A 17,045-nucleotide genomic window follows, 5' to 3' on the forward strand; every position below is an offset into this window, starting at 1 on the left:
CGGTTGGTTGCAAGCCCCCCTCAGACGGAGGTCCCGACCGCACCCTCCAGCAGCGTGGCGACCCGGGCCGCGAGATCGGCCGAGCGGAACGGCTTGGCGAGCACCGGCAGGTCCTCGGGGATCTGCATCGCATCGGCGTGGCCCGTGAGGATCAGGACCGGCATGTGCGGATCCCGGTCGCGGATCTCGGCGGCCAGCTCGATGCCGCTCATGCCGGGCATGGCCAGATCGGCCACGACGATGTCGTAGCGGTCCCCCTGGAGAAGCCGGAGCGCAGCCTCGCCATCGCCGGCCTCCGTGGTGCTGTGGCCGAATCCGGTCAGGAAGGAGGCCGTCACGTGCCGCACCTGCGGGTCGTCGTCGACGATGAGGACGCGGGCGCGCCGGCCGGCGACCGGGGCGGCACCGGACGCCTCGGCGGCCTGCTCGGGGGCTTGATCGGCGAAGGGCAGAGCCAGCTCGACACGGGTACCGCGCCCGACCACGCTGTCGATCACCAGCCGGCCCTTGGATTGCTGTGCGAGGCCGAACACCATGGCGAGCCCGAGCCCCGTCCCCTGGCCGACCGCCTTGGTTGTGAAGAACGGCTCGCAGACCCGGCGCAGGATCTCCTCCGGTATGCCGGTGCCCTCGTCGGTGACGCTGATGCCCAGATAGGTGCCGTCGGCGATCTCGGGATCGCCGCCGATGCTGAGTTGCCGGGTCGCCACCGTGATGGCGCCCCCGTCCGGCATGGCGTCCCGGGCGTTGATGCAGAGGTTGAGCACGGCGAGTTCGAGCTGGTCCGGATCGACCTGGACCGCCGCAAGACCCTCCTCGAGGTCGGTCCGGACCGTGACGAGGCCGCCGAGGCTGCGCCCGAACAGGTCGCTCATCCCGGTGATCAGGGTGTTCACGTCGACGGCCCGTGCCTGGAGGTCGTGGGCACGGCTGAAGCTGAGGAGGCGCTTCGTCAGGGACGCGCCGCGTTCGGCGGCTCCGCGGGCGTTCTCGATCAGCCGCTGGACCCGCGGTTGGTCGGCAACCTTCGGGGCGGCGAGTTCGAGGCTGCCGAGGATCGCGGTCAGGAGATTGTTGAAATCGTGCGCGATGCCCCCCGCGAGGGTGCCCAGCGCCTGCATCTTGTCCGATTGCCGCAGCCGGGCCTCCAGGGTCCGCTGCTCGGTCACGTCGCGCTCGATCATCGCGAGGTGGCTGATCGAGCCGCCGGCGTCGCGGATCGGCACGCGCGTCACGTGGCTCCACTGCTCGGCCCCCGTCGGGCCATCGCTGATGAGGCTCTCGGCCACCGCCCCGGAGCGGATCGCCGCCTCGTCCGCCGCCGTCACCGGAGCCGCCTTCGGGCCGAGGAGCTCGCCCTCGCGCCGCCCGAGGCAGGCGGCGATGTCGTGGCCGAGGAGGGCGGCCTTGCGGGCGTTCAGCCGCACGAACCGGCCCTGGGCGTCCTTGAAGCTGATCGCGTCCTGGGCGTGGTCGAGGAGGCCGCGCAGGAGCGCCCGCTCGGTGGCGAGGTCCCGGCCGAGGCTATGGCGCTCGAAGGCCTGCCGGACGGTGGAGCGCAGCAGGCCGGCATCCCAGGGCTTGGTGACGTAACCGACGATGCCGCCGCGGTTGAGGGCGGCGATCACCGCGGTGATGTCGGCGTAGCCGGTCAGCAGGATCGCCTGCGCGTCGTGAAAGGTCCGGGCCTCGGCGAGGAGCGCGTCGCCGGTCAGGCCGGGCATGCGCTGGTCGGAGAGCACGACGGCGATGTCGGGCTCGGCGCGCAGGATCTCCAGCGCCTCCGCCGGGCGCGAGGTCGTCAGCACCCGGTAGGACTCCTCGAACAGGTCCTCCAGGGCGATCAGGATATCCGGCTCGTCGTCGACGGCCAGGATCGTCCCTACACCTGCCGTACCGTCACTCATGCACTGGCGCCTGCCGCGGGATCCCGATCACGAAGCAGGCTCCCCCACCCGGGGCCGTCTCCACGGTGAGCGAGCCGCTATGCGCTTGAACGACGCTGTATGCAATCGCAAGACCCAGACCGGTACCGGACCCCACCGGTTTCGTCGTGAAGAACGGCTCGAAGATCTTCTCCCGCAACGTATCCGGGATTCCGGGACCGGTATCGCTGATACGGATCTCGTCGAACTCTGGGCTCGACTGGGTCGTGATCCGGATCGTGCCGCCCTCCGGCATCGCGTCGGCGGCGTTGCCCAGGATGTTCATCACCACCTGATTGAGCAGCGCCGGGGTGCAGTGGATCTCGGCGCGCCCCGCGAAGCTGCGCTCCACGGCGATCCGGTCGCCGAGCTTGTGCTGGATCAGGGCCAGCACCGTCTCGATCGCCTCCGGGACGTTGACCAGGGCACGTTCGCCCTCGTCGAGGCGCGAGAACTTCCGCAGGTTCAGCACGAGATCCTGGATCCGGGTCAGCCCCATCCGCATCGAGCCGACCCGTTGCCGGGCCTTGTCGACGGCGCGGGCGGCCGCGTCCGGCGCGGCATCCGGCAATTCGCCGAGCAGGCGTTCGACCGTGCCCTGATGGGCCAGGATGAAGGCCAGCGGGTTGTTGATCTCGTGCGCGATGCCGGCCACCAGTTCGCCCAGCGACGCCATCTTGGCGGCCTGGACGAGCTTGGACTGCGCCTCGGTGAGTTGGCGATTGGCGTCGGCGAGGTCGCGGTTGGCGCGCTCCAGGGCGTCGGCGAGCCCGGCCCGCGCCTCGGCCGCCTCGGCCTCGGCGCGGGCGCGCTCCACCGCCCGCTCGCGCTCGCCGAACTGGCCGGCGATGCGCCGGTCATCCTCCTCCAGCAGGCGCCGCCGCACGAAGCCGCGCACCCGCAGCGCCAGGACCTCGGCATCGGTCTTCGAGACCACGTCGTCGGCCCCGGCCGCGTAGGCTTCGACGAGGAAAGTCTTGGCCGGATCGCTGCCGGCGATCCCGACGAGGTGGAAGCCCGCACCCGCCGCCTGGCCGGAGCGCCGCTCGCTGATCACCTGGCACAGGGCGAGGCCGTCATAGGCGTGGCCCAGGAGATCGACCGTCACGCAGTCGAAGGCCTCGGCGCCGGCCGCCGCGTCCAGGGCGGCCAGCGCCGCGTCCGGCCCGTCGGCGCTGACCACGTGATGGCCGTCCTGGCCCATCAGGCCGGCGAGGAAGGTCCGGTACGTCGCGCTCCCGTCGATCACCAGGATCCGCCCGCGCCGGAACGCGGCCGCACCCGGGCCCTCGCCCTCGCTCGCGGGGCGACGCTCGCGCAGCAGGGCGCGGATCCGCAGGATCATGAGGTCGCGATCGGCGGATTTCGGCAGGTAGGCGTCGGCGCCGCTCTCGAGGCCCTGACGCTCGCCCCCGCTGCCGCCGGTCAGCATCAGGACGGGGAGGGCCCGGGTGCGCAGGGACAGGCGCATCTGCCGGATCAGCTCGTCGCCGTTCATGCCCGGCAGGTGATAGTCGGCCACCACGAGATCGGGCTGGCTGCGGTTGAGGTGGTCGAGGGCGGTCTCGGCGGAGGCGCAGCGCTCCACGGCGAATCCATGCGCCTCCAGGAGCAGACGCAGCTCCAGGGCCTGCGTCTCCGAATCCTCGACGAGCAGGATCCGGGCCGGCACCTCAACCGTGCCGGCCTCGATCACGGCCGAGCCCCCCCGTCCACGAGGCGCAGGACGTGGTCGGCGATGCGGTCGAGGGGGAGAACGGCCCGGGCGGCCCCGAGCCGTACGGCCGCCGCCGGCATGCCGTAGACGACCGCGGTGCTCTCATGCTCGGCGACGGTCTGGGCGCCGGCCTTCTGCATGTCGGCGAGACCGATGGCTCCGTCCTCGCCCATGCCGGTGAGCAGCACGCCGATGCCGGAGGCTCCGGATTGCCGGGCCATGGACCGGAACAGCACGGTGGCGGCGGGGCGCTGGCCCGAGACCGGCGCGGAGTCGATCACCCGCAGGATCCGGCCGGAGCCGATCTCCAGGTGGCGGTCGCCCGGAGCCACGTAGACGCGGCCGGCTTCGGCCCGCTCCCCGTCCCGGGCCAGCGCCACCGGCAGGGTCACGACGCTGTCGAGCCAGCTGGCGAACCCGTCCATGAAGGCCGCCCCCATGTGCTGGACCACCAGCACCGGCAGCGGGAAATCCTGGGGCAGGGCGCCGATCACCCGCGCCAGCGCCGGGGGGCCGCCCGTCGAGGCGGCGATGCCCAGGAGGCTCGGCGCCTGCCCGGTCAGCTCGGCCGGCGGCGCGTGGGGCGCAGCGACGGCACGGCCCGCCCATTCGGTGCCGATCGGGCGGCGGCGGATGACCGGAACCTGGGCCATGATCCGCAGCTGCGTGCAGATTTCGCCGGCCACGCCCTCATAGCCGGCATGGGTCGTGGCCACCGGCTTCTCGACCACCGACAGGGCCCCGGCCCGCAGCGCGTTCATGGAGATGCGCAGCGAGGAATCCTCGACCGAATCCGCCACGACGACGATCGGTGTCGGGTGCTCGGCCATGATCCGGCGGGTCGTCTCGAGGCCGTCGATGCCCGGAAGGCGGATATCCATCGAGATCACGTCCGGCCGCACGGTCCGGAGCTTGTCGAGGGCCTCCTCGCCGGAGGCGACCGCGGCCACGAGTTCGAGGCGGGGATCGCGGGAGACGATGTGGCGCAGCAGCTCGCGCACCACGAGGCTGTCCTCCACGAGCATCACACGGACGGGGGTCATAGGAGCTGCCCGATCGTATCCAGCAACTGGCGCTGGTCGAACTTCTGCTTGGTGAGGTAGGCGTCGGCGCCGAGATCCAGGCCCCGGGCGACGTCGGCGGCATCCCCGCGGGAGGTCATCAGGATCGTCGGAAGCCGGGCGAAGCGCTCGTCGGCCCGGAGGGCCTTGAGCAGGCCGAACCCGTCGAGCCGTGGCATCTCCACGTCGGCGAGGACCAGGTCCACGGGCTCGATCTCGGCGCGCAGCCGTTCGAGGGCATCCTGCCCGTCGACGCAAACGACCACACGGTAGCCGGCGGCTTCCAAGATGCCCTTCTCCAAGGTCCGGGTGGTGATCGAATCGTCGACGACCAGAATCGTTGCGCGGGCGGATGCGCGCGGCGACACGGGAGTCGTCGAACGTTGAGCCGGCCCCATCGTTCCGAGCGACCCGCCCGGCGCCCCGGCCAGGGCGCGAACCGCGATCCCCTCGGGATCGAGGACCAGGACCGGCACGTCCCCGTGCAGGACCGCCGTGCCGGCGATCAGGCCCGGATCGGCCCCGAAGGCGGGCGCGGGCAGGACCAGGAACGGACGGACGTCGTGCAGACGATCGACCGAAAGGGCCAGACGGCCGCCGCGGGTCCGCAGCACCACGGCGGTCAGCATGCCGGGATCGGCGGGATCGGCCGACTGTCCGAGGATCGCGGCGAGGTCCGTGACCGGGTGGCTCGTCGCCGCATCCCCCTCACCGAGCCGCAGGATCGTCCGCCCCATCGCGACCGGGAGTTCGCCGCGCTTGAGGCGCAGGAGGCGCTCCACGGCGCCCCCCGGCAGCGCGTAGCTGCGCCCGGCCGCCTCGACCAGCAGCAGGCTGCGCCGGGCCGCCGAGAGCGGCAGGCTGAAGATCAGGGCGGTGCCGGCCGGATCGCGCGGCTCCAGGCGGACGCTGCCCATGAGCTGGCGGGCGGCGTCCGCGGCGACCGAGAGGCCGTAGCCGCGCCCCGACAGGGTATCGACCGCCTCGGCGGTGGAGAAGCCGGGCTCGAAGACGAGGCGCAGCAGGGTCTCCGGGTCGGCGGCGGCCGCGGGGCCGAGGAGGCCGCGGGCCCGGGCCGCCGCCTCGATCCGGGCGAGGTCCGGCCCGGGCCCATCGTCGAAGACGGTGACCTGAAGGCGGGAGCCCTGCACTGCGACCGCGAGCCCGAGGCCCAGGGCCTCCGGCTTGCCGGCCGCGCGCCGCACCTCCGGCGCCTCCCAGCCGTGGCTGAGGGCGTTGCGGAGGGCGTGGAGCAGCGGATCCTTCAGGGCCTGCAGCGTGCCACGCTCCACCGGCAGGTCGAGGCCCCGCAGGTCGATATCGACCTCGCGGCCCTGCTCCCGGGCCGTCTCGCGCAGCGACCGGGCCAGCGGCGCCAGCACGGTCTCGGCCGGCACCAGGGCGAGGCGCTCGGCGGCGGCCCGGACGCGGGTCGCCGCCCCCTCGACCGCGCTGGTCGCAGAAGCTTGGCGCCGCGACAGATCCGCGGCCTCCCGGGCGAAAGCGTCGGCGCGGGCCGCGAAGGCGCGCCATTCGGGCCGCTCCGCGCCGGCCCCGGCGGCGATGGTCTCCGCGCCGAGGCGCAGGTCGCGGGCGAGGCGGGCGAGGCGGGCGAGGCCGTCGGCTGCGGGCGCTTGGCCCGCCAGGGTGCTGGCCAGATCGTGGCTCGCCCGGGCCAGCGCCTCGACGGCGTCCGCCGGCACCCGCAGGATGGCGGCGGAGGCTTCGGCCGGCTCGGGGGCCGGCTTCGGCGCAGGCGCGGCCGGTGACGGGGTCGGTGACGGGGCCGATGGCATGGCGGGCGGGCTCGGGGCCGGAGCCGACGCCGGGCCGGGCGGCGGCGTTTCCCCGGGCAGATCGAGGAGGCGCCCGAGCGCCGCCAGGGCATCGGGCGGCATCTCCGGGCCGGCCCCGTCCGTGAGGCCGGCGACGTAGGACTCGATCCGGTCGAGGACGAGGTGGACGGCGTTGGCCGCCTCGCGGTCGAGGGCGGTGGCGCCGGTGCGCACGCCCTCGAACAGGGTCTCGAGGCGGTGGGCGACCGCCTCGACCGCGGGGAGGTCGACGGCGCGCGCCGCCCCCTTCAGGCTGTGGGCCCGGCGGAAGACGTCGTTCCAATCCGGCGTGGCGCTGCCGAGCGCCCCGCGGATCGCCGTGACGTGCTCCCGATGCTCCACATCGAAGGCGGCGAGCAGGAGCTTGCGGATGTCCTCGGCCAAGGGGCGCGCCGCCTCAGTTCCGGTAGCGTTCGGCGAGGGCCATGAGGGCCTGGGCGAGCTCGGTGAGGTTCGCGGAGGCGGCCTCGACCTGCCGGGTGCCGGCCGCGGTCTGCTGGCTGGCCTGGCGGATGTTCTGGAGCGCGCCCATCACCTGCTCGATGCCGAGCTGCTGCTGGTTGGTCGAGGCGACGATCTGCTGGAAGGTCTGGACGTTCTCCTCCACCCGGGCGGTGATCTCCTCGATGGTCCGCTGCGTCGTGTCCGAGCGCGTCTTGCCGGCGGCGGCGCGCTTGACCGCCTCCTCGGTGAGCATCACCGAGGTGTTGATGCCCCGCTGGATCTCGCCCAGGATCCCCGCACCTGGCCGGTGGCCGCCTTGGCCTGATCGGCCAGGAGCTTCATCTCGGAGGCGACCACCGCGAAGCTGCGCCCGCTCTCGCCGGCCGCCGCCGCCTCGATGGCGGCGTTGAGCGCCAGCAGGTGCGTGCGCTCCGAGATGTCGTTGACCGTCTCGATGATGTCGCCGATCGTCTGGGTCTTCTCCGACAGGCTGACGATGTTGCCGGCCACCGCCTCCGCCTGCTCGCGGATCGCCTCCATGGCCTTGGCGGTGTCGGACACGGCGCGCAGGCCCTGGCGGGAGGTCTGCGCGGTCGCCTGGGCGGTGGCGATCACCTCGGTGGCCCGCTTGCTGATCTGCGCGCCCGAATGGGTGATCTCGTCGACCGTGGCCGCCGTCTCCTGCACCGCCGCGAATTGCTGCTCCACCGAGGCCGCCTGCTCCTGCGCCGAGGCGCGGATCTCCGCCGCCGCCGCGTTCAGATCCGCCGTCGCCGCCCGGTTGGTCCGCGCCAGATCCGACAGACCCGCAACCATCGTGTTGAGACGCGCGGAGAGCTGACCGATCTCGTCGCGGCCGCCCGCCGTCAGCTGGCCGGACAGGTCGCCCTCGCCGACGCGGGCGACGAAGGCCATGACCGATTCGAGGGGGCGCACCACCGCGCGGCTGATCAGCCACGTGATCAGGAGCGCCAGCAGCACCGAGGCGCCCAGGGTCAGGTAGATCGAGAGGCGCGAGCGCTCGTAGACCGCCTGCGCGGCGCGCTGGCCCAGGGCCATGCTGCCGTCGAGTTGCGACCGGAGGTTCTTGATCCCGTCGAGGAAGGGCGCCTGCAGGCGGCTGATCTCCGCGTTGCGGGCCTCGACCGCCGCGACATCCTGCTGGGCGATGGCGGCGAACTGCGCTTCGCCCTGGGCCTTGACCTCGCGGAAGAAGCCCTGGACCGTGTTCGCCGCGGCGGCGATGCGGTCCCAGGCCGCGATGCGCTCGGCGGAAATCCCCTGCGCCCGGTACTCGCCGGCGAGCTGGATCGTCGTGGCGAGCCGGTTCTCCACCTGGGCCGCGGTCTGGCGCCAGGCCGTGAGGGTCTCGCCGGTCTGGGCCGGGCGGCCCTGAGCCTGCATCAGCATCCCGATCACGGCGGTGCGGCGCAGGAGACCGAGATCGCGCGCCTCGTTCCCGAGATCGTCGAGCTGGCGCAGGACCGTCATGTCCCGCCGGACGATCGCGTCGGTCGTGTCGCGCACCGCTCCGATCTGCTCAAGGGCGTAGAGCCCGAGCGCCACCACCACGGCGGTGATGGCGAAGAAGCCGAGAAGGATGCGTTTTCCGATCGAGAGCGACACGGGCGGGGAGGGCTCCGGTTGGGGCAGGCGGCCCGTTTCAGGGCAGGGCGCGGCGCAGGAGACGGGGGAGGTCGATGACAACGAAGTCGGGGCGGCCGTCGCCGACCGCTCCGGAGGCGGAGCCCGGCGCATAGACCGAAGCGGCCTCGTTGCCCAAGCCGTCGGGATCGACCGCGGCCTCGCCGGAGGCGGCGACCCGGGCGATGCCGAGCACGCGGTCCACCGCGAGGGCGAGGGGCTGCGGATGGGGCCCGCGCAGCACGATCAGATGACCCTCCGACCCCGCATCCGATGCCGCGTCGGGCCGGCCGAGAGCCCGGGCGAGGCTGAGGACCCCGACGATCCGCCCGGACAGGGCGATGAGGCCGTCCAGCGCCGGCACCGCGCCGGGCATCGGCGTGCAGGGGCGTGACGGGAGGACCTGCGCGACGGCTGCCAGGGGCAGGCCATAACGCTCGCTGCCGCAGGCGCAGACGAGCTGGTCGATGTCCAGGCCGGCGGCCGCCGCGACCGCACCGCGGCGGGCGAGGGCGACCGCGCGCTCGGCGCGCAGATCCCGCTCCGGCCGCGTCCGCGGCCGGGCCTCCTGCGCACTCGGGCGTGCCCCCATCAGGACCTCCTGCTGTCGGTGACGCCGAGCGCGGCGCGGGCCGCGGCCGCACTGGCCGCGATCTCGCCGGCGGAGGCGCCGTCGCCCTCGGGCAGCGCCGTGTCCGGCCCGAGGGCTTGACTCAAGGCGACGGCATTGTCGAGGGCGCGAACGGCCTCGTGCGGGCGCTGCAGCGCGATCAGCAGCAGGCCGAGGTGATAGTGCGCCATCACGAAGCCCCGGTCGAGGTAGAGCGCGGCCCGAAGCGCCCGCTCGGCCTCGGCGTCGCGCCCGAGGGTATGGGCCAGCAGCCCCTCGTAGAAGCGCAGGGCCGTGTCGGTCGGATCTCGATCCAGCGCGGTCCGCAGGGCCCGCCAGGCCGCGCCGGTCTCCCCGGCATCGGCGAGCGTGCGGATGCGGTCGAGCCCTCCCGCCTCCTCCTCGGCCGACCAAGCGTCCGGGGGCCCCGTCTCGGCGGAGATCGTCTCGGCGGAGATCGTCCCGGCTGCGGCATCGGCAGCCGGGTTCGGGGCGGGATCGGCAGCAGCGTCGACGGCCGCGTCGACGGCCGCGGCGGACGGGGTCGGAATCCGGCTGGGCTTCTGGCCGCACGGCTCCGCCCCCTGTGGCGCCGGACGGGGCGGATCCGCCGCCGGCACGGCGGCCAGGGCGAGCGGCGGCGCCTCGGGGCGAGGGCGGTAGGCCACGGTGCCGGGCAGGCTGACGGCGTCGAGGAAGCTCGCGAAGGCGGGACTCGGCTCGGCGTGGCCGAGCAGCAGCCACCCGTCCGGCCGCAGCCTGCGGCCCAGACCGCGCACCACGGCGGCCACCGTCCGGGCCTCGAAGTAGATCAGCACGTTCCGGCAGAGGATCAGGTCGAACGGCTCGCCCTGCGACGGAACGGGGGCGGCAAGGGTGAGCAGGTTGCCCCGCTCGAACCGGACCGGTCCGCGGAATTCCGGCCGCAGGGCGTAGCCGCCCTCGCGCCGGATGCCCGGAGCGGCCGGCAGACGGGTGAAGTAGCGCAGCCGGTCCTCCGGCGGCATCGTCCGCAGGGCCCATCGGCCGTACTCGGCGGCGCGGGCGGTGGCCAGCGCCTCGGTGCTGATATCGGTTCCGAGGATCGAGACCCGCCAGTCGGGCAGGGCATCGCCGAGCAGTTCGTGCACCAGGATCGCCAGGGAATAGGGCTCGGCCCCCGTGGAGCAGCCCGCACTCCAGATGCGCAGGACGCGTTCGGAGCCCCGGGCGGCGATCAGCGCCGGCAGGATCGTCTCGCGCAGCGCCTGGAACTGCTCGGCGTAGCGGAAGAAGAACGTCTCGCCGACGGTGATCTCGGCCTCGAGCCGGGCCCATTCCGCCTCTCCCGACGCGCCGTCAGACAGGAGACCCGCGTAAGCGGCGCAGTCGGCCACGGCCGCGGCGCGGAAGCGGCGGTGCAGCCGCTCGATCAGCAATTCGTCCTTGTCGATGTAGTAATGATGGCCGGTGCGCGCGATGATCCGCGCCTTGAGGGGCGCGTAGGCGGGATCGGCACCCAGATCGGGACGGGGACTACCCGGACGGGCCATCGCGCGGTCAGACGGAGTGCGGCAGCGCGGCGAGACGTTCGGCGGCGGCCCGCGTCAGGGCGTCGACGCGGATGCGTTCCTGCGCGGTCAGGAGACGCTCCGGCGCCAGCGCGTGGACGAGGCGCTCGCCGAGGACCAGCTCGGCGGCGACGCAGCCGTTGAGGGTATCGGCCTCCTCGGCCTGCCGGATCGCGGAGTCCGGGACGGTCATGAGATCCGCGACGCGATCGACGAGATAGGCGACGGCCTCGCCCTGCATCAGCGCGAGGTGGGCGTAGAGGCCGGGCGCCGCGACCGCCGGGCGCAGGCCCAGCAGGGTCGCCAGATCGATCACCGGAACCGGCGCGCCGCCGAGATTGAGGAAGCCGAGGAGCCAGCCTCCGGCCGCGGGGGGCGTGTGGAGATCCGGGAGCGGCAGGATCTCGGCGACCGCGCTGCGGGGCAGGGCGCAGGCCGTGCCGGCGACATCCAGCAGGAGATAGGCCGAACCGCTGCTGGCCACCGCCACCCGCTCCCCTCGTGCTCGGTCGCGGCCGGGCCGGGACGGGACGCGACATAGGCCGAGTTAACGCTCCCGGCAATTGTGCGCTGCAAGGGCGGGGACTGCGGAACCAAGTCTCGTCTGGGCCGCTTATTTTCCGACGCAGCGGCAACGCGCCTGACGAGGTGCGACGCTTTGCCTGCGCCGGTCTACGCCAGGGATTGATGATGAGGAAACTTCTGTTGGCCGCCGCGTCGCTGACGCTCCTCGCGGGCTCCGCCTACGCCCAGGGTAACTCGCCCTACAACGCCTCTGGCGCGCAGGCCGGTGGCCCGCGCGGCGGCATGGAGCGCGCCGGCGAGGCCGCCGCGATGGAGCAGGGCGCCGCTCCGGCCCAGCGTCCGATGATGCGCAAGCGCATGAAGCACAAGAAGATGATGAAGCATCACCGCCGGATGCGCCACAACATGTGATCGAAGGGCCCCAGGGCGTGCCGAAGACGGCACCGCCCGGGTGGCTTGGCCTGTCGCATGCGCGGCAGGCCTTTTTTGTGCCCGCTCGCCGGCGGGCCGGGCGTCCGCGCACCCTTGAATCATAGTTCGGACCGACGGCGGTTGCGGGCCGGCCACAGGCGGTCCAAGCTTGCGCGGCGGCCTTCGACAACGAAAAATGTTCGCAAACGAACATCGGCCGAGCACCGTTACAGCGGTGCGGCGGCCGGAGGCAACGCGAGGGAGTATCGATGTCACGACCGCTCGACCGGAGATCCGACGACAGGGTCGAGGCGACCGGCGTCGAGGGGCGACGCAGCGCCATCGTCACGGCGGTGCGGCAGCGCGGCTTCGTCACCATTGAGGCCCTGGCGACGCAGTTCGGCGTCACCGTCCAGACGATCCGCCGCGACCTCAACGAATTGAGCGCCGAGGGCCGCCTGGAGCGCTATCGCGGCGGCGGCGGCCTGCCGTCGAGCGTCGAGAACATCGACTACGCCGACCGCCGCGTCACCCTGCTGCCGGAGAAGAGCCGGATCGGCCGCCTCGCGGCGAGCCGCATCCCATCGCATTGCTCGGTCTTCATAAACATCGGCACGACCCCGGAGGCCGTCGCCCGGGAGCTGACCCGGCACGACGATCTCAGCATCATCACCAACAACCTCAACGTCGCGATCTCCCTGGCCGAGGCCACCGAGTTCCGCATCGTCGTGGCCGGCGGGACCGTGCGCAACCGCGACGGCGCCGTGCTGGGCCAGCTCACCTGCGACACCCTCAGCCAGTTCCGCGTCGACGTGGCGGTGATCGGCATCAGCGGCATCGACGCCGACGGGGCGCTCCTCGACTACGATTACGAGGAAGTCCGGGCGACGCAGACCATCCTGGCCCATGCCCGCAAGACCTTCCTGGTGGCCGACCACACCAAGTTCGGTCGTCGGCCGATGGTCCAGGTCGGGCGTCTGGAGCAGGTGGACACCTTCTTCACGGACCGGATGCCGCCGGCCGAGGTGGTCGCGCTCATGGAGCGCCAGGGTGTCACCCTCGCGGTGGCCGACAGCGCGGACGAACCGTAACGAACATCCATTTTTTCGCTTGCGAAAACACACGGCCGTGTCAATATTATGCCAATCCGCCATCAGGGCGGCCTTGGAGGAACCATGGCGGCAGCAACGCGCCAGCGCGAGCCGTCCGACGCCTACGATCTCCTGATCGTCGGCGGCGGCATCAACGGCACCGGCATCGCCCGGGACGCAGCCGGCCGGGGCCTGTCGGTCCTGCTGGCCGAGCGCGGGGATCTCGCGGGATTCACGTCGTCCTCCTCGACGAAGCTGATCCATGGCGGCCTGCGCTACCTCGAATATTACGAGTTCCGTCTCGTCCGGGAGGCGCTGGCGGAGCGCGAACGGCTGCTGCGGCTCGCGCCGCACGTGATCTGGCCGCTGCGCTTCGTGCTGCCCCACGACGAGGGCCTGCGCCCGGCCTGGATGCTGCGGCTCGGCCTGTTCCTCTACGATCATCTGGCGCGGCTGCGGACGCTGCCGGGCTCCCACGGCGTCGACCTGCGCAGCTCCGATTACGGCGCGCCGCTGCAGAAGCGCCTCAAGCGCGGCTTCGTCTATTCCGACTGCTGGGTCGAGGACAGCCGCCTCGTCGTGCTCAACGCCATGGATGCCCGCGAGCGCGGCGCCACGGTGCTGACCCGCACCGGCGTCGTCTCGGCCCGGCGCGAGGGCGACGGCTGGGTCGCGACGCTGCGCGACGAGCGCGGCGGGACCGAGCGCACCGTCCGGGCCAGGGCGGTGGTGAATGCCGCCGGCCCCTGGGTCAGCGAGACGCTCGGCGGCACGCTGGGCATCAACAGCCGCGCGGCGGTCCGCCTGATCAAGGGCAGCCACATCGTGGTCAAGCGCCTGTTCGCGGGCGATCAGGCCTACATCCTGCAGCAGCCCGACAAGCGCATCATCTTCGCGATTCCCTACGAACGGGACTTCACGCTGATCGGCACCACCGACGTCCCCTACGAAGGCGAGCCCGGCCCGGTCTCGATCTCGCCGGAAGAGACCGACTACCTGTGCGGCTGCATCAACCGCTCCTTCGACACCAAGATCACCCCGGCCGATGTGGTCTGGAGCTATTCGGGCGTGCGCCCGCTCTACGACGACGCGGCCGAGAACGCCTCGGCGGTGACCCGCGACTACGTCCTTGACGTCGAGGACCAGGGCGGACGGGCGGCGGTGCTCTCGGTCTTCGGCGGCAAGATCACCACCTACCGGCGGCTCGCCGAGCACGCGCTGGAGAAGCTGAAGCCGTACTTCCCGGCGCTCAGGAAGACCTGGACCGGCGACGCGGTCCTGCCCGGGGGCGCCATGAAGGATGCCGATTTCGACCAGTTCCTCGCCAAGCTGAGGGCCGAGAAGCCGTTCCTGCCCGACGAGACCGCCCGGCGCCTCGCCCGCGCCTACGGCACCCGGGCCCGGGACATCGTCGGGACCGCGCAATCCATGGCCGATCTCGGCGAGGTCTTCGACGGCGGGCTCACGGCGGCCGAGGTCGATTACCTGCGCACCGAGGAATGGGCCGTGACCGCCGAGGATATCCTCTGGCGGCGCTCCAAGCTCGGCCTGCGCACCAGCGCGGACAGCGCGGCGCGCCTGACCGCCTACCTCGACCGCAAGGCCGAGGCAGCCTGATCTTTTCGGCCTCGATCCGGCGCCAGACCGGTCGGGCATCACAGGGGAGGGAACGATGAGCCGTTACGTCGGGGCCATCGACCAGGGCACCACGAGCAGCCGCTTCATCGTGTTCGACCGCGAGGGCAGCGTGATCGCGCTGGCCCAGGCCGAGCATGCGCAGATCTACCCGGCCCCGGGCCATGTCGAGCATGACGCCGGCGAGATCTGGACCAAGACGCAGGCGGTGATGCGCGAGGCGCTGGAGAAAGGCGGGCTCCAGCCCTCCGATCTGGCGGCCGTGGGCATCACCAACCAGCGCGAGACCACGCTGATCTGGGACCGGACGACCGGCAAGCCCCTGCACAATGCCCTGGTCTGGCAGGACACCCGCAACGACCGGCTGGTGGGCGAGTTTGCCCGCGACGGCGGCCGCGACCGGTTCCGGGATCTCACCGGCCTGCCGCTGGCGAGCTATTTCTCCGGACTCAAACTCCGCTGGCTCCTCGACCACGTCGCGGGGGCCCGGGAGAAGGCCGAAGCCGGCGACGTGCTGTTCGGCAACATCGACACCTGGCTCGTCTGGAACCTGACCGGCGGGACGGAGGGCGGCCTTCACGTCACCGACGTGACCAATGCCAGCCGCACGCAGCTCATGTCGCTCAAGACCCTCGACTGGGACGACGGCATGCTTGAGACCTTCGGCATCCCGCGGGCGATGCTGCCGAAGATCGTCTCGTCGAGCGAGGTCTACGGGGAGACCAAGGCGCCCTTCGCCGGCGTGCCGATCGCCGGCATCCTGGGCGACCAGCAGGCGGCGCTGTTCGGCCAGACCTGCTTCGCGCCGGGCGAGGCCAAGAACACCTACGGCACCGGCTGCTTCGCGCTGATGAACACCGGCACCGAGCCGGTCCCGTCGAAGGCCGGCCTCGTCACCACGCTGGCCTACCGCCTCGACGGGCAGAAGCCGGCCTACGCCCTCGAAGGCTCGATCGCCATCACGGGCGCCCTGGTGCAGTGGCTGCGCGACAACCTGCACATGATCAAGGATTCCGCCGAGGTCGAGACGCTCGCCACGACGGTCGAGGACAACGGCGGCGTCTACTTCGTGCCGGCCTTCTCGGGGCTCTACGCCCCGCACTGGAACGAGGGTGCCCGCGGCCTGATCATCGGGCTTACCCGCTACGTCAACCGCGGCCACATCGCCCGCTCGGTGCTGGAGGCGACCGCCTTCCAGACCCGCGAGGTGCTGCAGGCGATGGCCAAGGATTCCGGCATCCCGGTGAAGGAGTTGCGGGCCGATGGCGGCATGGTCGCCAACAACACGCTCATGCAGTTCCAGTCCGACCTGCTCGACGTGCCGGTGGTGCGCCCGAAGGTGGCCGAGACCACCGCGCTCGGCGCCGCCTACGCGGCGGGCCTCGCGGTCGGCTACTGGAAGGGGCTCGACGATCTCAAGCGCAACTGGGGCGTCGACAAGCGCTGGACGCCGAAGATGGATGCCGGCCAGCGCGAGAAGATCGCCGCGGCCTGGGGCCGGGCGGTGCAGCGCTCCTTCGACTGGAAGACCGACGAGGATTGACGAACGGCTCTCGGGCCCGTGCGCGGGCTCGGGGTCCGTCGTGATCCGATCCCGCCCGCCGCGACCTCATCCTGAGGTGGGGCGCAGCCGCCTCGAAGGAGGCCTCCACAGATCGCGCGGCCGGCTGGAGGCTCTTTCCAGGCGGCCGCTCCGCGCCCGCATCTCAGGATGCGGGTGAAGACCGGAAACGGTCGGACATTCGGTGACCGCCTTCGGCGGCCACACGCTCGCACAAGCTTTTAACTCTTACAAAAAAGCAGCGAACGGGGGAGACAAGACTATGACATCACCATTCCTGGGCGAATTTCTGGGTACGATGACCTTGATCGTGCTCGGCGACGGCGTGGTCGCGGGCGCCCTGCTCAAGCACTCCAAGGGCGAGAATGCCGGCTGGATCGCCATCACGGCAGGCTGGGCCTTCGCGGTCCTCGCCGGGGTGTTCGTGGCCAACGCCACCGGCAGCGCCGACGCCCACATCAACCCCGCGGTCACGGTGGCGGGCGCCGTCAGTTCCGGCGATTTCAGCAAGCTTGCCACCTACATTCCCGCCCAGATGCTCGGCGCCTTCGTGGGCGCCGTGATCGTCTGGCTCCACTATCTGCCGCATTGGGGCGCGACCCAGGATACCGGCCTCAAGCTCGCCTGCTTCTGCACCGGTCCGGCGATCCGCGACGCCAAGGCCAACTGGCTCTCCGAGATCATCGCGACCTTCTTCCTGATCCTGACGATCTCCGCCCTCGTGACCACCACGCTAGGTTCCGCGGGGGCGATCCCGCGGGGCGTCGCACCCTACATGGTCGGCATGCTGGTCTGGGGCATCGGCCTGTCGCTCGGCGGCACCACCGGCTACGCCATCAACCCGGCCCGCGACCTCGGGCCGCGCATCGCCCACGCGGTCCTGCCCATCGCCGGCAAGGGCTCCTCCGACTGGGGCTACGCGCTGATTCCCGTGGCCGGCCCCGTGGTCGGGGCCGTGCTGGCCGGGCTGTTCGTACGCCTGCTCGGGATCTGACGGAAATCCCGCACCCTCAACCGCCGCGGGGCGGCCCGGCGT

General features: G+C 72.1%; 12 protein-coding genes and 1 pseudogene. 5 read left to right on the forward strand and 8 right to left on the reverse strand.

Annotated elements, in window-relative coordinates; all coding sequences use genetic code 11:
- Window positions 1–20: 20 nt before the first annotated feature.
- The 8 genes and pseudogenes from A3862_RS20210 to A3862_RS20245 all read right to left on the reverse strand — a co-directional run bounded on the left by A3862_RS20210 (window position 21) and on the right by A3862_RS20245 (window position 11,270).
- Complete coding sequence (locus tag A3862_RS20210) at window positions 21–1,907, reverse strand: response regulator (protein ID WP_043355050.1); 1,887 nt, start codon at window positions 1,905–1,907, stop codon at window positions 21–23.
- Complete coding sequence (locus A3862_RS20215) at window positions 1,900–3,621, reverse strand: response regulator (protein ID WP_043387375.1); 1,722 nt, start codon at window positions 3,619–3,621, stop codon at window positions 1,900–1,902. The genes A3862_RS20210 and A3862_RS20215 overlap by 8 nt, the downstream gene beginning before the upstream one ends.
- Entirely contained in the window at window positions 3,618–4,685 is a 1,068-nt protein-coding gene (gene cheB / locus A3862_RS20220; RefSeq protein ID WP_043387373.1) for a chemotaxis-specific protein-glutamate methyltransferase CheB, read from the reverse strand. The genes A3862_RS20215 and cheB overlap by 4 nt, the downstream gene beginning before the upstream one ends.
- Window positions 4,682–6,922 carry a hybrid sensor histidine kinase/response regulator gene (locus A3862_RS20225; RefSeq protein WP_043757440.1) on the reverse strand — a complete coding sequence of 747 codons (2,241 nt, stop codon included), beginning with the start codon at window positions 6,920–6,922 and terminating at the stop codon, window positions 4,682–4,684. The genes cheB and A3862_RS20225 overlap by 4 nt, the downstream gene beginning before the upstream one ends.
- Before the next feature lie 13 nt (window positions 6,923–6,935).
- Window positions 6,936–8,608 (reverse strand): annotated as a pseudogene (locus tag A3862_RS20230) (methyl-accepting chemotaxis protein).
- Window positions 8,609–8,645: 37 nt separating this feature from the next.
- Entirely contained in the window at window positions 8,646–9,218 is a 573-nt protein-coding gene (locus A3862_RS20235; protein ID WP_043352543.1) for a chemotaxis protein CheW, read from the reverse strand.
- Complete coding sequence (locus A3862_RS20240; protein WP_111473918.1) at window positions 9,218–10,768, reverse strand: CheR family methyltransferase; 1,551 nt, start codon at window positions 10,766–10,768, stop codon at window positions 9,218–9,220. Before A3862_RS20240 ends, A3862_RS20235 begins: the two co-directional genes overlap by 1 nt.
- Window positions 10,769–10,775: 7 nt before the next feature.
- Window positions 10,776–11,270, reverse strand: coding sequence for a chemotaxis protein CheW (locus tag A3862_RS20245; protein ID WP_043352540.1), 495 nt, complete (start codon window positions 11,268–11,270; stop codon window positions 10,776–10,778).
- A 206-nt stretch (window positions 11,271–11,476) separates the two neighbouring features.
- On the opposite strand from A3862_RS20245, the gene A3862_RS20250 reads away from it, so the two are divergent.
- From A3862_RS20250 to A3862_RS20270, 5 genes are all read left to right on the forward strand, one after another.
- On the forward strand, window positions 11,477–11,722 hold the full coding sequence (locus A3862_RS20250) for a hypothetical protein (RefSeq protein WP_051044842.1): 246 nt from the start codon (window positions 11,477–11,479) through the stop codon (window positions 11,720–11,722).
- A gap of 269 nt (window positions 11,723–11,991) precedes the next feature.
- A complete protein-coding gene (locus A3862_RS20255) occupies window positions 11,992–12,813 on the forward strand; it encodes a DeoR/GlpR family DNA-binding transcription regulator (RefSeq protein WP_043352536.1) in 822 nt (273 codons plus the stop codon).
- Between the two features lie 84 nt (window positions 12,814–12,897).
- On the forward strand, window positions 12,898–14,430 hold the full coding sequence (gene glpD / locus A3862_RS20260) for a glycerol-3-phosphate dehydrogenase (protein WP_043352535.1): 1,533 nt from the start codon (window positions 12,898–12,900) through the stop codon (window positions 14,428–14,430).
- A gap of 55 nt (window positions 14,431–14,485) precedes the next feature.
- Window positions 14,486–15,991: a glycerol kinase GlpK gene (glpK, locus tag A3862_RS20265; RefSeq protein WP_043757431.1), complete on the forward strand. Its 1,506-nt coding sequence runs from the start codon at window positions 14,486–14,488 to the stop codon at window positions 15,989–15,991.
- Between the two features lie 280 nt (window positions 15,992–16,271).
- Window positions 16,272–17,003: an MIP/aquaporin family protein gene (locus A3862_RS20270; RefSeq protein WP_043352530.1), complete on the forward strand. Its 732-nt coding sequence runs from the start codon at window positions 16,272–16,274 to the stop codon at window positions 17,001–17,003.
- Window positions 17,004–17,045 lie beyond the last annotated feature (42 nt).

It is taken from the genome of Methylobacterium sp. XJLW (assembly GCF_003254375.1).
In the GTDB taxonomy this organism is placed as follows: Bacteria; Pseudomonadota; Alphaproteobacteria; order Rhizobiales; family Beijerinckiaceae; genus Methylobacterium; species Methylobacterium fujisawaense.